This is a genomic window from Bacillus cereus group sp. N31 (genome assembly GCF_016483245.1).
GTDB lineage: Bacteria > Bacillota > Bacilli > Bacillales > Bacillaceae_G > Bacillus_A > Bacillus_A toyonensis.
In genome coordinates this window covers 332,715-349,392 of sequence record NZ_JAEHCH010000001.1, presented here as the reverse complement: position 1 = coordinate 349,392, position 16,678 = coordinate 332,715, and the positions used below count along the sequence as shown (strand labels likewise).

The window sequence follows — 16,678 nt, the reverse complement described above, 5'->3', positions numbered from 1 at the left end:
AGACAACTAATTGAAGCAGTTTAGCTATTTTATGGTAGGTTGTCTTACTCTTACACTATTAGTAGGATGTAGTGCAGCAGAAAAGCCAGTAGAACAAGTAAAACAAGTTAAAAATACAATTACAGCAAAACTAGCTACCGAGGAAAAAATGGTAGAAATAGACGGTCAAACGATTTACTTTAAAAAAATCGGTAATGAAAAACCACCTTTACTTATGATCCATGGATTTGGAGGATCATCAGATGGTTTCCAAAAGATTTATTCCGATTTAGCAAAAGATCATACGATTATTTCTGTAGATGCTTTAGGATTCGGGCGTTCATCTAAGCCGATGGATTTTTATTATTCTTTCCCAACTCATGCAAATTTGTATTATAAGTTAATGAAAAAACTAGGGTATGATTCATTCGCAATATTGGGGCATTCGATGGGTGGAGAAATTTCTCTTAATTTAACATATTTATACCCTGAAGCGGTTACCCACCTTATTTTAACTGACGCTACAGGTGGCCCTCATACATTCGTTCATAAACAAGGATCACCAAAGCCACAGTTGTCGACTGATCTAAGTGCCGTTTCTTCAATTGCAGATTATGATGAGAGCAAAGTGAAATTCAAGCGTAATGATGAAGAGCATTATAATAAAATGAAGTTATGGCCTAGACGACTTAAAATCAATGCAAATGAAATGAAACAACCAACTTTAATTATATGGGGAAGAAATGATAGTAGCGTTTCTTGGAAAGAAGGAGAAACGTATCACCAATTCTTAACAAACAGCACTTTACATATTATTGAAAAAGGTTATCACGCACCATTTCGCCAAGAACCACAAGAATTTGTAGGGTATGTAAAAGACTTCTTTAACAATAATCCGATCCAATTTGAAAAATAACATAAACGGGTATCTCATTTTGAGATACCCGTTTTCATATATTAAGCAGCTTGCTTTTGACGTTTTTGAGTTTTTGATCCCAATACTTTCGGGATAATGAAACCATCCATTCCAAATTTCCCAGCGTTCATACCGGAAACAAGAACAAACATAGATAAGATAACCATCTCAGGGTTCACACCGATTGACCCACTAAACATATAGGAAAAGTTCATTACAAGGCCAAAAAAGACCGCTGTTTTTGTTAAACAGCCTACAATTAAACCAATTCCAACTAAAATTTCTCCCCATGTTACAAGTGTATTAAACAAATCTACATTTGGAATTGCAAATTCTTGTAAAAATGATGCCCACCAAGATTGAACAGCCGGTTGTGCTCCTTTAGATTTTTCAATTGCACCTTGTAAATAACCCGTTGCATCGAATCCTTTTCCTTGTAGTTTACCAATTCCAGCCATTAACCATGTGTAACCAAGATATACTCGAATTACTGCTAATACAAAAGAAACTGCTTTGTTTTCTCTTAAAAATTGAATAACCATATCTTCCTCCTAAAGGTGTAATTAAGTCAGTTACAGATAATATAATAACATTAGTTACTTATTTTTCAAACGTTAATTATGAATAATTTGTGTCATACATATTAAACATTAAAAACTAACGTTTATATAGTAACTTTTATTACCTATAAAAACTTGAACATATCATACCACAGCTGATAATCATTTTCATTGAAAAAATTGTAAAAAAAATGTGTGCTAAATGTGAAACGTGTTTATTCTATATTTAAATAAACACGTCTCGCACTACTTATATAATCGAAAAGTATCGGTCTCTTCATCAATTAATCTCGCTTCTTGAAAGGCTTCTTCTAACGTTTTGTCATGGTTAATAACACTGTAAAATAAGCGTATTGTAAACATAAGCGCTGCATTCCCATCTACGTAATCTATCGACCCAATATACGATTTCGCACCACTATATAAAAATGATTCTGCTAATTTCCCCTCCCCTAACGTGCACCCACTATTTACAATATGTGTATTATGCAATTTTGCATATTTATAAATTTCTTTCGCTCCAAAGTTCCCTCTCGGTTCATCTTGTCCGTAAATATCTTCACCTAACTCTTCCATGACAAACTTTCCTTCCTCACCATGAAAGCAAAAAACAACATAATTGATATCGTTATATAAGTTCTTTCCAGAAAGAATTTCCACGAAATCATTCGGCCTACCAATCCAATATGTCACAACTCTTGCCCCAAAATATTCAAGCGATGCTCGGATTGATTGTGCCTCTAAATCAGAATTAAAGCCAACTACTAGTGCAACATTCAACATACACCCTCCATCCTATAATTAGATCTCCTCAATCAAACTATTAAGGGATACATCCATTTTATATATACCCGTTTCTTTCAAAAAATCAGATCTAGTTAAAACGACTTTCTGTAAATATTGCCGATACGCTGTAATTGTCCCGTCGTGAGATACAATGCAAATTCTTTCCGCCCCCAGCTCATAACACCAAAGAAGAAATTCATCTACTATTTGCTGAAAACGATTCTCTGAAATAGTATTTATACCTTCCGTCCATAACTGCTTATTTGTACTTTTCGCAATCGAAAAATGTGGAAATAAATTTGTTATTATTCCTTGATCTACTATGTGATCACATGGTAATGTTTTCGCTCCTTCTCGATAAGGAAAAATACGTGGGGATGCATATGGATGAACGATTTTTTGACAAGCTACTTTCTCACTCCATATCGCCGCCGTTTGTAAAGTTCTAAGTGTAGGGCTAGCGATTAATATATCTGTTTTCTGTAATGGTACATTGAATTGAATGAATCCAGCCTGATTCCTTCCCTCATCCGTTAATGATGGATTCAACATTTGTAAACTTGCCGGCAAATCCTTTGTATGTTCTCCTTCACCGTGCCGAACAAAGACGAGTTTCATACCCATCCTCCTCTCTCCATGAAATCCTTCAACATAATTTCTTCCCTATCTCATTCATTATTCCTGCTATAAAAAAACAATATGTAAAAAGTATTTGACATAAATAACAGGAAAATATTACAATCGCATATGTAAAATACTTTTTACAAGGAAGAGGGGAATTATAAATATGAAATGGATAACCATCTTAATTGGAATGATTATATGGGGATATATAAACGGATTTTTTAGTAGTGATAAAACTGCTAATCCTTGGATTACAGATGATGAACGAGAAACAAAAATTAAACAGAAAGCAATTATTGCAAGCTGGTCCGGTGTTTTTATGTTTTGTACCATTAACCTCTTAAACAAATGGTTAGGTGTAGAAACAAACAATACATCACCTTACTTACCATCTTCTATCGCAACTATTTTAAAAGAAAATATAGAGTTACAAATTTTATTTATGCTATTTATTACGTATGGCATCTTTTACATATACTACCGAAGAAAATTAAGCGCTTAACTTTTTATCTCATGATTATCCTCCTAAATGGTTATAGTAATTAGGACGAAATGAAAGGAGCGATAGAAAAATGAGTAACTCGAATGATTTTTTAGATACACTGCATGAAAAACAAGCAAAAGATGAACAAAATAGAAAACGTCAGGGGAACGGAAACCCAGCGAAAAAGAAGCCAAATAAAACACATAAATAACAATAAAAAACCTGCCTAAAATTATCTTTTAGGCAGGTTTTTTATTCTTCTTTCACCGAGATAACATTTTCCCAATTCCATTTCTCATAATACCACTCTGGTACATCTATATTTTCAATCCACTTCATTTCATGCTTTCCATCTTTATGAGCAAGCCATACATCCGCTTTCTTACGGTCTGAACGTATCCATATTAATTGATTACTCTTATTCATGAAGAGCGGATGATAATCTCCTTGCCTATGAGGTGGCTTTGTGATTCGATGTTGTTCGTCGCTTGTACTATCGATTTCATATAAAGATGGTAGTGGTCTTTTTTCTGGTGGAGTTTCTATCCCCGCCTCTTTTGCTCGTGAAACGATAATTACGTTATCATTCTTCCATGTAAAATCCCAATCGACATATCCTTTCGGTGTAAATGTGTTCTGTTGAAGTGCTGGCAATTCTTTTACTTTTAAATGTTTATTCTCTAACGCAACTCTCCCGCTTCCTTCAATATAGGCCAATATATTGTTGGCTGGCGCCCATTTGAACCATTGTGTGTTTAATAACATTTGATCTACCTTTTCAAAACGACTACCATCTGCACGAACTAAGCAAAGCGTATTGCTATCAGCTGACCATGAAGCTGTCGGTACTGCTAAAAATGAAATCCACTTTTGATCTGGCGACCACTGAAAGCCACTTGCAACTAATGCTAGGAAATCATCATGTTCATTTGGTAATGCATACAAATGCTTCATTTTATGAGGATTCATATGTGCATCTTTTTGTACTTCATATAGCTGGGCTCCTGTCCACCCTGTTGGAAGTAAATGTGCTTCAGATGATACAAAAAACTTCTTTCCATCAGGATACCATGCATAATCTCCTACACCTGCCGATACATTTTCAAAATCTGTATTCTTTTTTTCTACATCAAATGTATTTAATGTACCTGTAAATATAAATGCAATTATATTTTCTGTTGGTGACCATTGATAATTCGATGCTTCTGAGTGAAACGGCGTAACTTTCTTTCCATCTTTCAGCCGATATAACTCAAGACTACCTTCTTTCTTTCCTTTTACATATGCCAGCCACTCTCCATCATGAGACCACTTTGGCCCTGTTATATACTCTCCTTTTGTAAGTTGTTTCTCTTTCCCCTCAACTTTAATCCAGAGGTCATGATGACGAATAAAAGCAATTTTCGCTTCATTATTTTCTGCGCTACTATTAATGATTGAACATAAAAATAAGACTAACATTGTACCAACGCTTACTATGAACCGTTTCATAATACCCCTCCATTTCCCTCATAGCATTCCTCAATGTCCACCTACAATATGTAAAAAATACCCATTCGACATAATCAGAAAAAATTTGCCTTGAAATTTTAAATTCATAGAGGATTGGTATGAATTATGTCGAAAATATAGTTTATCTAACATTCGATTATGTAATTCGAGATAAATTTGTAAGATTTTTTTTCGGAATATTGACACTTTTTATCAGGGGGAGTTTCTATGAAAAAAACTACATCTACACTACTGAGTATGGCGCTCGTCTTTTCCAGTTTTGGAGCTTTAAGCGCCCATGCTGAATCACTGCAAAAAGAGAAGCAATTTAGTCCACAGTTAAAAGCAAACATTACACAATGGGGAGAAAATAAAATTGCGCAAAATGTTGAAACAAAAACATCAAAAGAAATATCTGTCATTGTAGAATTGCAACATGCTCCACTCGCTTCACAAAGTAACATTCAACATGCTCCAGATTTACAAAATAATAATGCCCAGTCTTATCATGCGCAACTAAAAAAAGCACAAGAAGATACTACTAAGAAAATAAAAGAAAAAGCACCGAAAGCAACGATAAAAGAAACGTATAGTACGTTATTTTCTGGGTTTTCTATCTCTATCCCAGGGGATCAAATTACCGCTCTAGCTTCTTTACCTGAAGTAAAAGCAATTTATCCAAACTTAACATACAAATTACATGAAACGTCAAAAAGTCCGGCTAATCAAGAAACACCAAATATTGGAGGACCGACAGTTGGTGCGCCTGAAGCTTGGAATTTAAAAGATCCGACTGGCAAACCACTTGATGGAAAAGGAATGAAAGTCGCTATTATCGATTCAGGTGTAGACTATACACACCCTGATTTAAAAGCAAATTATATCGGCGGCTATGATACAGTCGATGAAGATAATGATCCGATGGACGGAAACGTACACGGTACTCATGTTGCTGGAATTATCGCTGGTAATGGAAAAATAAAAGGGATTGCTCCAAATGCCTCTATACTTGCTTACCGTGTCATGAATAATGGGGGTACTGGTACAACCGAAGATATTATTCAAGGTATTGAGCATGCTATTCAAGATGGTGCCGATGTTTTAAATCTATCTCTTGGTCAAGATTTAAATGTACCCGATCAACCTGTAACAATGACGCTAGAACGTGCGGCGAAACTTGGTGTTACTGCGGTCGTATCAAATGGAAATGATGGACCCAAACCTTGGTCTGTAGATGCACCTGGGAATGCAAGTAGTGTCATCTCTGTTGGAGCATCTACAGTTTCTATTCCATTTCCAACATTCCAAGTAGCTGGTTCCAATAAATCTTACCAAGGATTACCGTTATCAAAATCGGATTTCCAAGTAGGAAACGATGCCCAGCTTGTATATGTTGGATACGGTAATCCAAGTGATTACGCTAAACAAGATGTAAAAGGTAAGTTCGCGCTTGTCTTACAAGGGACTTCGAGCACGTTAGTAAAAGCAGAACAAGCAAAACAAGCTGGCGCTCTCGGCGTGCTACTAATTTCTAACGAAAAAGAAATTAATATTATGCCAGAATATTTGGGTCGTGAAGAAGTAGCTCTTCCTGTTATGCAGCTATCCAATACGAATGGCGAAGAGTTGAAAAGTTTAATTACAAAACGCAAGAAAAATATAAAAATTGGACAACCAAAACAAACAGAACTTATTGGTAATTTTAGTTCAAGGGGACCATCACAAGGAAGTTGGCTTATAAAGCCTGATGTTGTTGCACCTGGCGTACAAATTACAAGTACAGTACCAAGAGGTGGCTATGAATCTCACAATGGGACAAGTATGGCTGCGCCGCAAGTAGCTGGAGCCGTTGCTCTATTACGTCAAATGCATCCTGATTGGACGACAGAACAATTAAAATCATCTCTTGCCAATACAGCCGAAACATTAAAAGACGTAAATGAAAACACATATCCTGTTATGACACAAGGATCGGGCTTAATTAATATTCCAAAAGCAGTAAAAGCGGACGCATTAGTTACACTAAACAATGTAAGTTTCGGTCTAATTAAACCAAATAGCGGGAAAGTAAAATTAACACAAAATATTACATTACAAAATCTTTCTAGCAAAAAGAAAAACTTTTCAACTCGCATTGAACTATTAGATACAAAAACGAAAGTTCAAACTTCTTTCGCTTCTTCTGTGAGCGTAAAACCGAATAGTAACATAGAAAAACCTTTTACCATTACTGTGGATAGTTCTTTGCCACAAGGTGTATATACAGGGAATGTATATGTAAAAGAACAAGGTAAGACAGAAGAAATACGTATTCCATTTACATTTAGCATTGATCCAAAAGAATACAAACGTATTGATGGCCTTGAAATTGTTAATTCTACTTTCAGTCCAAATAATGACCAAATACTAGATGACAACCTTATCAATTACTATTTAGTTACACCCGTTGAGGATGTAACGTTTCACGCTAATTTAATTACGAAAGACCGAGTAACCTATCAAGGTATCGTTTATCAAGGTAAAAATGAAACACCAGGTTATAAATCTTTCAAATGGAATGGTACAAAAGTTGGCGGATCCCCTCTGCCTGACGGCTTATACCAAATTGAAGCTGTTGCTTCTAATTCTGGTGGAGAAACGAAACAAACAGGGGCTGTGTTTGTCGACCGCACTGCACCTAAATTAACACACGAAGTTGATCAAGAAAATCTCATAATTAGAGGGAAAGTAACTGATATACTGTTAGATTGGATGACAGAATCCGGATGGGTTGCTCCAGGGCATCCTGTCACGATACAGTATGAAATTAACGGGAATGGTACATGGGAAAATGCATTCCTGAACCATTGGGAGAAAAACTACGAAATTTATTTCGATCGTAGTCAATTACAGCAAGGAAAGAATACAATTCACATTGTAGCAACTGATGCCGCTGGAAATACATCTAATTTGAATGTTGATTTAGAAGTGAAATAATTAAATTATTGTTGACAATCTTTTAAAAATAGTTTTATAATACGAAACATAGTTTAGTTGAACGAATTATATATCGGCTTTGAAGGAATACTAGTAGCGACTTATATCCCTGTCTCAGAGAACTGATGGTTGGTGTAAATCAGTACATATACAAGCGTGAATTACAATTCTGGAGCTTCTTTCCCGTAGTGCACATAGTGCATGAAGAGGAAGACGGATCTTTCCGTTATCTTAAAGTGAGTGGTAAACAATTTTTATGTTTACAATTAGGGTGGTACCGCGATTTTTATCGTCCCTATCGGATTTTCCGATAGGGGCTTTTTTGCGTCCTTCCCTTTTATACAACTTCATATATACGCATTGAAAGAATCGCAGTAGTATATTATATCCCTGTTACAGAGAGCTAGTGGTCGGTGGAAATTAGCACATATATAAGTACGAATTACAATTCTGGAGCTTCTTTTTCGTAGTGCTTTTATGCATGAAGGAAAAGACGGAGTTTTTCCGTTATCATGAATTGAGATGTAAGTGTATTTTCACTTACAAATAGGGTGGTACCGCGATTCTTTCGCCCCTATCGGATGTTCCGATAGGGGCTTTTTCTATTTCTCAAAGAAACAAATGTTAAATAATTCCGAATCTTATGATAAAATTTTATAAGCGCTTACAATTTGAAAGGGGGTGATATAAGCTATACGAAACTCATATTCAATTTTATAGAAAACAAGGAGGATGTCTAAATGACAAAGAAAACAGAAATCCCATCGCATTTAAAACCATTCGTATCCACACAACATTATGATCAATACACACCGGTGAATCACGCTGTGTGGCGTTACATTATGAGACAAAATCATAGCTTCTTAAAAGACGTTGCCCATCCAGCCTATGTGAATGGACTACAATCATCTGGTATTAATATAGATGCAATTCCAAAGGTAGAAGAAATGAATGAATGCTTAGCACCAAGCGGCTGGGGAGCTGTAACAATTGATGGCCTTATTCCTGGCGTCGCATTTTTCGATTTTCAGGGGCACGGATTACTACCAATTGCAACAGATATTCGTAAAGTAGAAAATATCGAGTACACACCAGCTCCAGATATTGTACACGAAGCGGCAGGACACGCACCGATTTTACTTGATCCTACATATGCAAAATATGTGAAACGTTTTGGGCAAATTGGTGCAAAAGCTTTCTCTACAAAAGAAGAACATGATGCATTTGAAGCTGTTCGTACATTAACGATTGTCAAAGAAAGCCCTACTTCTACTCCTGATGAAGTTAAGGCTGCTGAAAATACTGTAATTGAAAAACAAAACTTAGTTTCTGGTTTATCAGAAGCTGAACAAATTTCACGTCTTTTCTGGTGGACAGTGGAGTACGGATTAATTGGAAATATTGACGATCCAAAAATTTACGGTGCTGGTCTTCTTTCCTCTGTCGGCGAAAGCAAACATTGCTTAACAGATGCTGTAGAAAAAGTTCCTTTCTCAATTGAAGCTTGCACAGGGACAACTTATGATGTGACAAAAATGCAACCACAGCTATTTGTTTGTCAATCATTTGAAGAGTTAACTGAGGCGCTTGAGACGTTCTCTGAAACGATGGCATTCAAAACAGGTGGCACAGAAGGATTAGAAAAAGCAATTCACTCTGAAAATCATGCCACAACTGAGTTAAGTAGCGGATTACAAATTACAGGTACATTTACAGAAACAATTAAAAATGATGCTGACGAAGTCATTTACATGCGAACAAGCTCTCCAACTGCATTAGCAATTCATAATAAGCAGTTGGCAAATCATTCTACCTCTGTACACAGTGATGGATTCGGGACACCGATCGGATTACTAAATGGTAATATCGCACTAGAAGATTGTACAGAAGAAAAGTTACATTCATTAGGCATTACAATTGGAAACGGTGCAGATTTTACTTTTGCAAGTGATATTCATGTAAAAGGAACAGTAACTGATATTGTAAAGAATGGTAATAAAATTGCCCTTATCTCGTTTATAGATTGTACAGTTACTTATAAAGATCGTTTACTATTTGATGCTTCATGGGGCGCATTTGATATGGCTGTTGGTTCAACAATTACTTCCGTATTCCCAGGTGCCGCAGATGCCGCAACATTTTTCCCAATGGATGACGAAGTACAAGAAATTCCTGCTCCACTTGTACTGAATGAACTTGAACGTATGTATCAAACAGTTCGAGATATTCGAAACGAAGGTATTTTACACGACGTCCATATCGATCAATTAGTAGCAATTCAAGAAGTATTAAATACATTTTATGCGAAAGAATGGTTGCTGCGCCTTGAAGTATTAGAGTTACTTTTAGAGCATAACAAAGGGCATGAAACATCTGCAGCATTACTACATCAACTTTCTACTTTCACAACTGACGAAGCTGTAACACGCCTTATTAACAATGGTCTTGCATTACTGCAGGTAAAGGATGTGAAAAATGATGCTAAGATTAACTGAAGAAGAAGTTCGCGAGGAGTTATTGAAGGTAGATAAATGGATGGTAAAAGATGAGAAATGGATTGAACGAAAATATATGTTTTCCGACTACTTAAAAGGAGTCGAATTTGTCTCTGAAGCCGCCAAACTATCAGAAGAACATAATCACCATCCATTTATCCTTATCCAGTATAAAGCAGTTATTATTACTTTGTCATCTTGGAATGCAAAAGGTTTAACGAAACTAGATTTTGAGCTTGCAAAACAATTTGATGAACTATTTTTACAAAACGAAAATGCAATTATAAGAAAATAAAAAAAGAGAAGCCTTTTTAGGCTTCTCTTTTTATTTTGAAATGGATACAATGTCCAAATGGATCCTCGACTTGTAATATTCCATCTTTGTACGTAGCAATTTTGCCAATATTTTTTAAGCTTTCACATACTTGCTCTTTTTGTTTTTCATCCGCTAGTACAATTGTGAAATATTTCAAACCAACAGAACCTGGCATTTGCGGTGGTACCCCTTCACCTTGCCACGTATTTAAACCGATATGATGATGATAGCCACCTGCTGATACGAACAACGCTCCATTACGAGCTGGGATCGTTATTTCAAAACCAAGACCATCAACATAGAAACGTTTCGCTTCCTCTAAATCAGCTACATGGAAATGAATATGCCCCATCACAGTACCAGCTGGAAATCCATTCCATGTACTTCCTTGCTGTAATAATTCTTCACCAGCTAACGGGTTACTAACAAATGGGAGTTCTCCATTCTCATCACGCCAAACTTCTTTTTGTCGATCATGATAAATTTCAATCCCGTTTCCATCTGGATCAGCTAAATAAAGAGCTTCACTAAAGTAATGATCGGCTCCACCATGTAGTGGATATACCATCTCTACAAGATGACGAAGAACATTCGCTAAATCCTGCCTACTTGGTAATAAAATTGCGTAATGATATAACCCTGTTCTTGCTCTTTGCTTCGGAAAAGCTTCTTTCTTTTCTTCAATGATAAGAAGTGGTTCATCATTTTCATTCCCAAATGTAACGACTGCTTCTTCTTCTTTTAGCACCTTCATACTTAGTACTTCCGTATAAAACTCTAGTGATTTCTTTACATTAGATACGTATAAATGAACTACATCAAGTGTTGTATCGGGATGAAGTTGAAAACTCATCTTGTTAGCCCCCCATTTAAATTAGTTCTTCTTTGACATTTTTTCTTTTAAGAAATTATCTACAAAACCATCAGCTTTTGCAACAAATAAGTATGCACCCATTGCTAATAATGCAAGTTCTAATTCGAAACCAGGATTTTTTCCATCTCCCAATAAACCAGCTGACCATTTCACTTTTACGATTGCCCCAACCATAACAAGTGCAAATAATAATCCAATATATCTTACACCTAAACCTAGAATTAATAATAGGCCTCCAACTAATTCAAATGTTGCTACACCGTATGCCAGTCCTCCTGGTAAACCAATGCTTGTAAACCACCCTGCAATATTGTCAATTCCTGATTGGAATTTTGTTAAACCGTGCATAAAGAACGTTACCCCTAACACGATACGAATAATTAAGTTACCAATATGTTGATTCATTTCTTTCTCTCCTTTATAGTTTTCTTATACAAAACTTTTATTTACATTACAAAACATACACTAATTTTTTTTATTCGTCAATTCATTTTCATTGGGAAAAAATATATTTTTTTTGCTATGATACAAATAGTTGTTTACAAAAAGGAGCTTGATTTTATGAATATTGGTTCTGCAATACGTGAAATTCGTCAACGTAGAGGCATAACAATTGCACAAATTTGTGAAGGAACAGGTCTTTCTAAAGGCTTTATGAGTCAGGTTGAAAATAATAAGACATCACCATCTATCTCAACGTTAGAAACGATCTCAAATTTTTTAAACGTTCCCCTTCCCTATTTATTGTTAGAACAAAAAGATCGATTGAAAATTGTCAAAAAAGAAGAACGAAAATACAGTGTATACGGCAAAGATGAGCAAAGAATTGAACATGTTGCGGAGCAAGGTGGCCTTCGCCTGAATCTCGTAGAAATTCCTGCCGGGTTTCCGAAAGAAAACTCACCAAATGCCCATGAAGGTGAAGAGTGTCATCTTGTATTACGCGGAAAGCTAGAAGTTCAACATGGTGAAGATATCGCAATTGTAGAAGAAGGTGATTCTTTCTCTTGGAATGCATGCGTTCCACATATTGTTCGTAATGTAGGAAAAGAATCCGCACTATTACTTATCTCTAGTCATGCGGAGAATCGAAAACGCGTTTACTAATCAATAAAAAAGAAGCCTGCTTCAAACAGGCTTCTTTTTTATTCTCGTATAATCCCGTAACTTGTCCCAACTAGCACCGTCTTTTCATGTTGATTGCGATAAACTGATTCGATTGAAACTTTTTTATACCCTTCCATTTGCTCTATATTTGTTAAAGTTAATTCACAAGTAATCGTATCCCCTGTAAAAACTGGTCTAATAAACTCACTTACTAATTCTCTTGCTATGTAATGTAACTCTTCGCCTACTTTCGTTCCAATGCTAGCAGTCAATAAACCATGAACCATTAATCGGCCATTCTCATCATATTCCATATGATGTCTCCCTTTATCACCTGTAATATTTGCAAATTCGAAAACTTCTTCCTCAGTAAATCTTCTTTCATATTTAAATACTTCCCCAACTTTTATACTCATTTTTATCCCCCTAATAATAAACTGAATTTCCTTTCATTTTATCATGAAATGAGTCTTAATTCATTTTCTATTACAAAAAATAATTAGAAATACTTATAACTGTATTTCTTTACTTTTCACCCATTTACCGATGACCATCTCTTTTTGCGATTTGGTATCCATAATACGCACATGTACCATTTCTGGATAACTCTCTAACTTCAAATCCACAACTTCTATAAAAATCAAAATTGTTCGCAGATGTATGTGCAAACCAATCACCATGGGGAAGCTTTTGTAAACAAAGAGCTACAAGTTTCTTACCCAATCCTTTCCCCCTATACTCACACTTCACAACCAAATTTACTATGTTAGCAACCATCATTTGATCAGAAATCACTCTAACCATCGCAACCATTTCTTCTTCATCCCAAATTGTGAAAGCCCATGTTGAATTTTCAAATGCAAGCGTAAATTTTTCAATTTGCCAAGAAGGGATATTATCATTACTCCAACCGGCATCTTCAAATAAAGTTTTAATTGCATATGCTGGTACTCCATTCGTTCCTTCACGGATAATAAGCCCATTATGGTAAATATACATGTAATCCCCCCTTTATTTTTATATACCATTCTTCAAAAGATGCAATTTACCTTTTTTCATCCAACTCGCTTAATCGAATAAACAAGAACATCCATCCCCTGAAATGAAGTTGTTTTCTCATAACTAAGCCCTGTTTTTCTAGCAACAAATATTGAGGCGGGATGGTTCGGATTAATAAGAGAAATTAATTTATTCATTTGTAATGCTTGGAAACCGTAGTCTCGAAATGCCGCAGCTGCTTCTTTCGCATACCCTTTTCCCCAATACTGAGGAAGTAACCAATAACCAATTTCAATTTCCTCTTTTCCATCTATCTTCTGCTTTACTAGTCCCGCATGACCAATTCGTATTCCCGTTTCCCTTTCAATCATTACAAATAAACCGAGACCATTTTTATAATTAGGAATTACCCACTCCTCCAAGCTTTTTTTGCATTGCATATATGTTTTTAACGTCCCATTTCCAATATAGCGCATTACCTTCTCGTTTCCCCATAGTGAAGCGTAGAACTGTAAATCATCCATTGTATATTTGCGAACTTGTAAACGATCTGTATGAAACATTTCTGCACTCCTTCCCACTAATGTGTTCTTTATTTCACGACCATATTTTACATGTATAATAAGTATTACTACCTATTATAAATGAACGAAACAAAAAATGCAGAATGTTCATTCTTTTACCCGATAAAAAAAGCAGTAGACAAATATTGTCTACTGCATCCATATCATAACTAGCACAAAGAAAACTACAATTGAGGGGGGTGTAGGATTTTCAAATATACTAGATACTTATCCCGTTCTAACGGGCGGTAAACTTTTCAATTATTTGAAAGTGAAAAGTTTACCGCACATAAGAACTTTTGCGGTCATTAAGAGAGCACTGTTAAGTAATCAAACACACGCTGTGCTTTTTCTCCACCCATTCGCGCATGTTGAAGAAGGGAAATACCATGTGAGCCAGATGCACGTAATGCTTCTGGCTGTGCTACTAAAATAGCTTGTACAACTTCTAACTCTCCAAGCATAGCTGCAGCAAAAATATCCATGCGAGCACCCTTTTCCAGTAAATAAAGAGCAATATCTTTACGACCTACATGTGCCGATGCTCCTAAGGCACTTTCCCAATCTGATCCGCCCCAATTGTAAGAGGCATGAAGTAAGCTGGGCGATTCAACCAACAGTTCCTGTACTTTTTCTAAATTTCCGTGAGCTGCCATAACAAATTCTCTTACTAACTCAGTGGTAATACGCTCTTCTGTATGCATCGCTCTTCTCCTTTTTTTGAAATTCGTTTCGGTGTAAAAAATGGTTTGTCACTTCCTTGAAAAATATCCACTTCTATACCAAATACATATTGAAACATTTCATGACATAATACTTCTTCTGGTACACCGTCATACTGAATCTTCCCTCGCTTTAATACGAGTAAACGATCACTATATTGAGTAGCTTGGTTAATGTCATGTAAAACCATTACAATTGTCATACCAAACTCCTCATTTAATCGTTTCACAAGTTCCATTACTTCCAACTGATGAACGATATCTAAAAAAGTTGTTGGCTCATCTAATAATAAAACATTCGTGCGTTGTGCTAGCGTCATTGCAATCCAAGCACGCTGCCTTTCTCCTCCTGATAAAGATTGTAAAAGACGATATTCATACCCTTCAAGATTTGTAACAGACAATGCCCAATTAACAATTTCTTCATCTTCTTTATTTAAGCGAACACTCCATGATTTATGGGGGCCTCTTCCAAATTCAATTAATTCTTTCACTGTTAAATCTAATTGATGATCATGCATTTGTGGTAACATCGCTAATTGCTTCGCTACATCGGCACTCTTCATCGTATGAATATTTTTCCCATCTAAAATGATTTCCCCTTCGCTTTGTTTAAGTAGCCTTGCCATTAAACGAAGCAAAGTAGATTTCCCCGATCCATTCGGTCCAATTAAACTAACAACTTCTCCAGCTTTAATATGTACATTCATATTTTGCATTTGAAATCTTTCAGAATGTGCGTAAAACACTTTTTCAACGGAAATCACGTTGTTTTCCTCCTCTATGAATTAAATATAAGAAGAACGGACCACCTAAGAAGGCTAATAAAATACCAACAGGCAATTCGATTGGATCGAACCAACTTCGAGCTATCGCATCCGCAAAAACAAGTAATACCCCGCCGCCAAGACATGATAGAGGCAGCAAATATTTATAATCATTTCCAACTAATAAACGTAGCATATGCGGTACAACAAGACCGACAAACCCAATAAGTCCAGAAACACTAACTGCTATTCCAGCTAATAATGTACTTACTACGATTAAATAAAAACGACTTTTTTCCACGTTATGTCCTAATAACTTTGCCATTTCATCTCCAAGCATTAATACTCGAATATGCTTAATACCAAAGAAGGCTAATATAATAGCAAATATCGCATAATAAATAATCATATTTAAATGTGCCCAGCTTACACCACCAATGCCACCAGCTAACCACGGTAAAACAGATTGTACTTTGTCACTATGTAATAACATTAATGCTGACGTTGCTGCACCAATCAATGCATTAATCGACACACCTACTAAGACAATTCTTGAAGGTGGTGCCCCTTTTTGCCATGATAAAGCATAGATGACCATTGCTGTGATGAAAGCTCCTAAAAACGCCCCTAGCGGTAAAAAAGCCATGTGCTGAGGAAATAAAATCATAATTATAATTGCTACAAGACCCGCTCCAGATGAAACCCCGATAATACCAGGGTCTGCAAGAGGGTTTCTCATAACCCCTTGCAATAATGCACCTGATGCCGCTAAACACGTTCCTACTATAAATCCAACGAGCACCCTTGGTATACGAAGATCCCATACAATTCGATGAACTATCGAACCTTCATCTTGCATCCCTGTTAGGATGTCTCGTAAAGAAAAGGATAAACTTCCCGCGAAAAGACCGTAAAAAAGACCTAGAATCGTTAATACGACTAAAATAACTGCTATTCCCCATCTTTTTTTCGCAAAAGGATGTTCCTTTTCTCTTACTACTTCATTACTCTCCATACTT

The 16,678-nt window shown here is 36.0% G+C and carries 19 protein-coding genes and 2 other annotated features; of the genes, 7 read left to right on the top strand and 12 right to left on the bottom strand.

Features of this window, described 5'->3' with window-relative positions:
* Positions 1 to 10: 10 nt before the first annotated feature.
* The gene (locus tag JDS81_RS01835; protein WP_000808868.1) at positions 11 to 895 is read left to right on the top strand and encodes an alpha/beta fold hydrolase; all 885 of its coding nucleotides are present in this window, start codon (positions 11 to 13) and stop codon (positions 893 to 895) included.
* A gap of 41 nt (positions 896 to 936) precedes the next feature.
* Here JDS81_RS01835 and JDS81_RS01830 read toward each other — a convergent pair whose 3' ends face one another.
* The 3 genes from JDS81_RS01830 to JDS81_RS01820 form a co-directional block, all read right to left on the bottom strand.
* Positions 937 to 1,437, bottom strand: a complete 501-nt coding sequence (locus JDS81_RS01830; protein ID WP_000236610.1) for a DoxX family protein — start codon at positions 1,435 to 1,437, stop codon at positions 937 to 939.
* Between the two features lie 264 nt (positions 1,438 to 1,701).
* Entirely contained in the window at positions 1,702 to 2,238 is a 537-nt protein-coding gene (locus JDS81_RS01825; RefSeq protein ID WP_097952909.1) for a delta-aminolevulinic acid dehydratase, read from the bottom strand.
* 18 nt (positions 2,239 to 2,256) lie between these two features.
* Entirely contained in the window at positions 2,257 to 2,859 is a 603-nt protein-coding gene (locus JDS81_RS01820) for a histidine phosphatase family protein (protein WP_000779723.1), read from the bottom strand.
* A 169-nt stretch (positions 2,860 to 3,028) separates the two neighbouring features.
* Here JDS81_RS01820 and JDS81_RS01815 point away from each other — a divergent pair, with 169 nt between their 5' ends.
* Both JDS81_RS01815 and JDS81_RS01810 read left to right on the top strand, forming a co-directional pair.
* Positions 3,029 to 3,367: a hypothetical protein gene (locus JDS81_RS01815; protein ID WP_000871278.1), complete on the top strand. Its 339-nt coding sequence runs from the start codon at positions 3,029 to 3,031 to the stop codon at positions 3,365 to 3,367.
* 70 nt (positions 3,368 to 3,437) lie between these two features.
* Positions 3,438 to 3,560 carry a DUF4023 domain-containing protein gene (locus tag JDS81_RS01810; protein WP_000071861.1) on the top strand — a complete coding sequence of 41 codons (123 nt, stop codon included), beginning with the start codon at positions 3,438 to 3,440 and terminating at the stop codon, positions 3,558 to 3,560.
* A gap of 41 nt (positions 3,561 to 3,601) precedes the next feature.
* Here the strand turns inward: JDS81_RS01810 and JDS81_RS01805 are convergent, their stop codons facing one another.
* Positions 3,602 to 4,840 carry an eIF2A-related protein gene (locus JDS81_RS01805; protein WP_000819442.1) on the bottom strand — a complete coding sequence of 413 codons (1,239 nt, stop codon included), beginning with the start codon at positions 4,838 to 4,840 and terminating at the stop codon, positions 3,602 to 3,604.
* Between the two features lie 228 nt (positions 4,841 to 5,068).
* On the opposite strand from JDS81_RS01805, the gene JDS81_RS01800 reads away from it, so the two are divergent.
* The 3 genes from JDS81_RS01800 to JDS81_RS01790 all read left to right on the top strand — a co-directional run bounded on the left by JDS81_RS01800 (position 5,069) and on the right by JDS81_RS01790 (position 10,606).
* The gene (locus tag JDS81_RS01800; protein ID WP_097952907.1) at positions 5,069 to 7,816 is read left to right on the top strand and encodes a S8 family serine peptidase; all 2,748 of its coding nucleotides are present in this window, start codon (positions 5,069 to 5,071) and stop codon (positions 7,814 to 7,816) included.
* 70 nt (positions 7,817 to 7,886) lie between these two features.
* Positions 7,887 to 8,116 (top strand) — a binding site (T-box leader).
* A 51-nt stretch (positions 8,117 to 8,167) separates the two neighbouring features.
* Positions 8,168 to 8,395 (top strand) — a binding site (T-box leader).
* Positions 8,396 to 8,556: 161 nt separating this feature from the next.
* Entirely contained in the window at positions 8,557 to 10,311 is a 1,755-nt protein-coding gene (locus JDS81_RS01795) for an aromatic amino acid hydroxylase (protein ID WP_097952905.1), read from the top strand.
* On the top strand, positions 10,292 to 10,606 hold the full coding sequence (locus JDS81_RS01790) for a 4a-hydroxytetrahydrobiopterin dehydratase (RefSeq protein WP_000979552.1): 315 nt from the start codon (positions 10,292 to 10,294) through the stop codon (positions 10,604 to 10,606). Before JDS81_RS01795 ends, JDS81_RS01790 begins: the two co-directional genes overlap by 20 nt.
* Before the next feature lie 16 nt (positions 10,607 to 10,622).
* Here JDS81_RS01790 and JDS81_RS01785 read toward each other — a convergent pair whose 3' ends face one another.
* Both JDS81_RS01785 and JDS81_RS01780 read right to left on the bottom strand, forming a co-directional pair.
* A complete protein-coding gene (locus JDS81_RS01785) occupies positions 10,623 to 11,480 on the bottom strand; it encodes a VOC family protein (RefSeq protein ID WP_000009832.1) in 858 nt (285 codons plus the stop codon).
* Positions 11,481 to 11,501: 21 nt separating this feature from the next.
* Complete coding sequence (locus JDS81_RS01780) at positions 11,502 to 11,906, bottom strand: DoxX family protein (RefSeq protein WP_001071553.1); 405 nt, start codon at positions 11,904 to 11,906, stop codon at positions 11,502 to 11,504.
* 156 nt (positions 11,907 to 12,062) lie between these two features.
* Between JDS81_RS01780 and JDS81_RS01775 the strand changes: the two genes are divergently transcribed.
* Positions 12,063 to 12,608, top strand: coding sequence for a helix-turn-helix domain-containing protein (locus JDS81_RS01775; protein WP_001020691.1), 546 nt, complete (start codon positions 12,063 to 12,065; stop codon positions 12,606 to 12,608).
* 38 nt (positions 12,609 to 12,646) lie between these two features.
* On the opposite strand, the gene JDS81_RS01770 is transcribed toward JDS81_RS01775, so the two are convergent.
* From JDS81_RS01770 to JDS81_RS01745, 6 genes are all read right to left on the bottom strand, one after another.
* Complete coding sequence (locus JDS81_RS01770; protein ID WP_000025016.1) at positions 12,647 to 13,024, bottom strand: hotdog family protein; 378 nt, start codon at positions 13,022 to 13,024, stop codon at positions 12,647 to 12,649.
* A gap of 124 nt (positions 13,025 to 13,148) precedes the next feature.
* Positions 13,149 to 13,607, bottom strand: a complete 459-nt coding sequence (locus tag JDS81_RS01765; RefSeq protein WP_000276121.1) for a GNAT family N-acetyltransferase — start codon at positions 13,605 to 13,607, stop codon at positions 13,149 to 13,151.
* A 56-nt stretch (positions 13,608 to 13,663) separates the two neighbouring features.
* A complete protein-coding gene (locus tag JDS81_RS01760) occupies positions 13,664 to 14,170 on the bottom strand; it encodes a GNAT family N-acetyltransferase (RefSeq protein WP_000469138.1) in 507 nt (168 codons plus the stop codon).
* A 308-nt stretch (positions 14,171 to 14,478) separates the two neighbouring features.
* A complete protein-coding gene (locus JDS81_RS01755) occupies positions 14,479 to 14,874 on the bottom strand; it encodes an ankyrin repeat domain-containing protein (protein ID WP_097953037.1) in 396 nt (131 codons plus the stop codon).
* Complete coding sequence (locus tag JDS81_RS01750) at positions 14,841 to 15,659, bottom strand: ABC transporter ATP-binding protein (protein WP_000626362.1); 819 nt, start codon at positions 15,657 to 15,659, stop codon at positions 14,841 to 14,843. Before JDS81_RS01750 ends, JDS81_RS01755 begins: the two co-directional genes overlap by 34 nt.
* A complete protein-coding gene (locus JDS81_RS01745) occupies positions 15,646 to 16,674 on the bottom strand; it encodes a FecCD family ABC transporter permease (RefSeq protein WP_141559822.1) in 1,029 nt (342 codons plus the stop codon). Before JDS81_RS01745 ends, JDS81_RS01750 begins: the two co-directional genes overlap by 14 nt.
* Positions 16,675 to 16,678 lie beyond the last annotated feature (4 nt).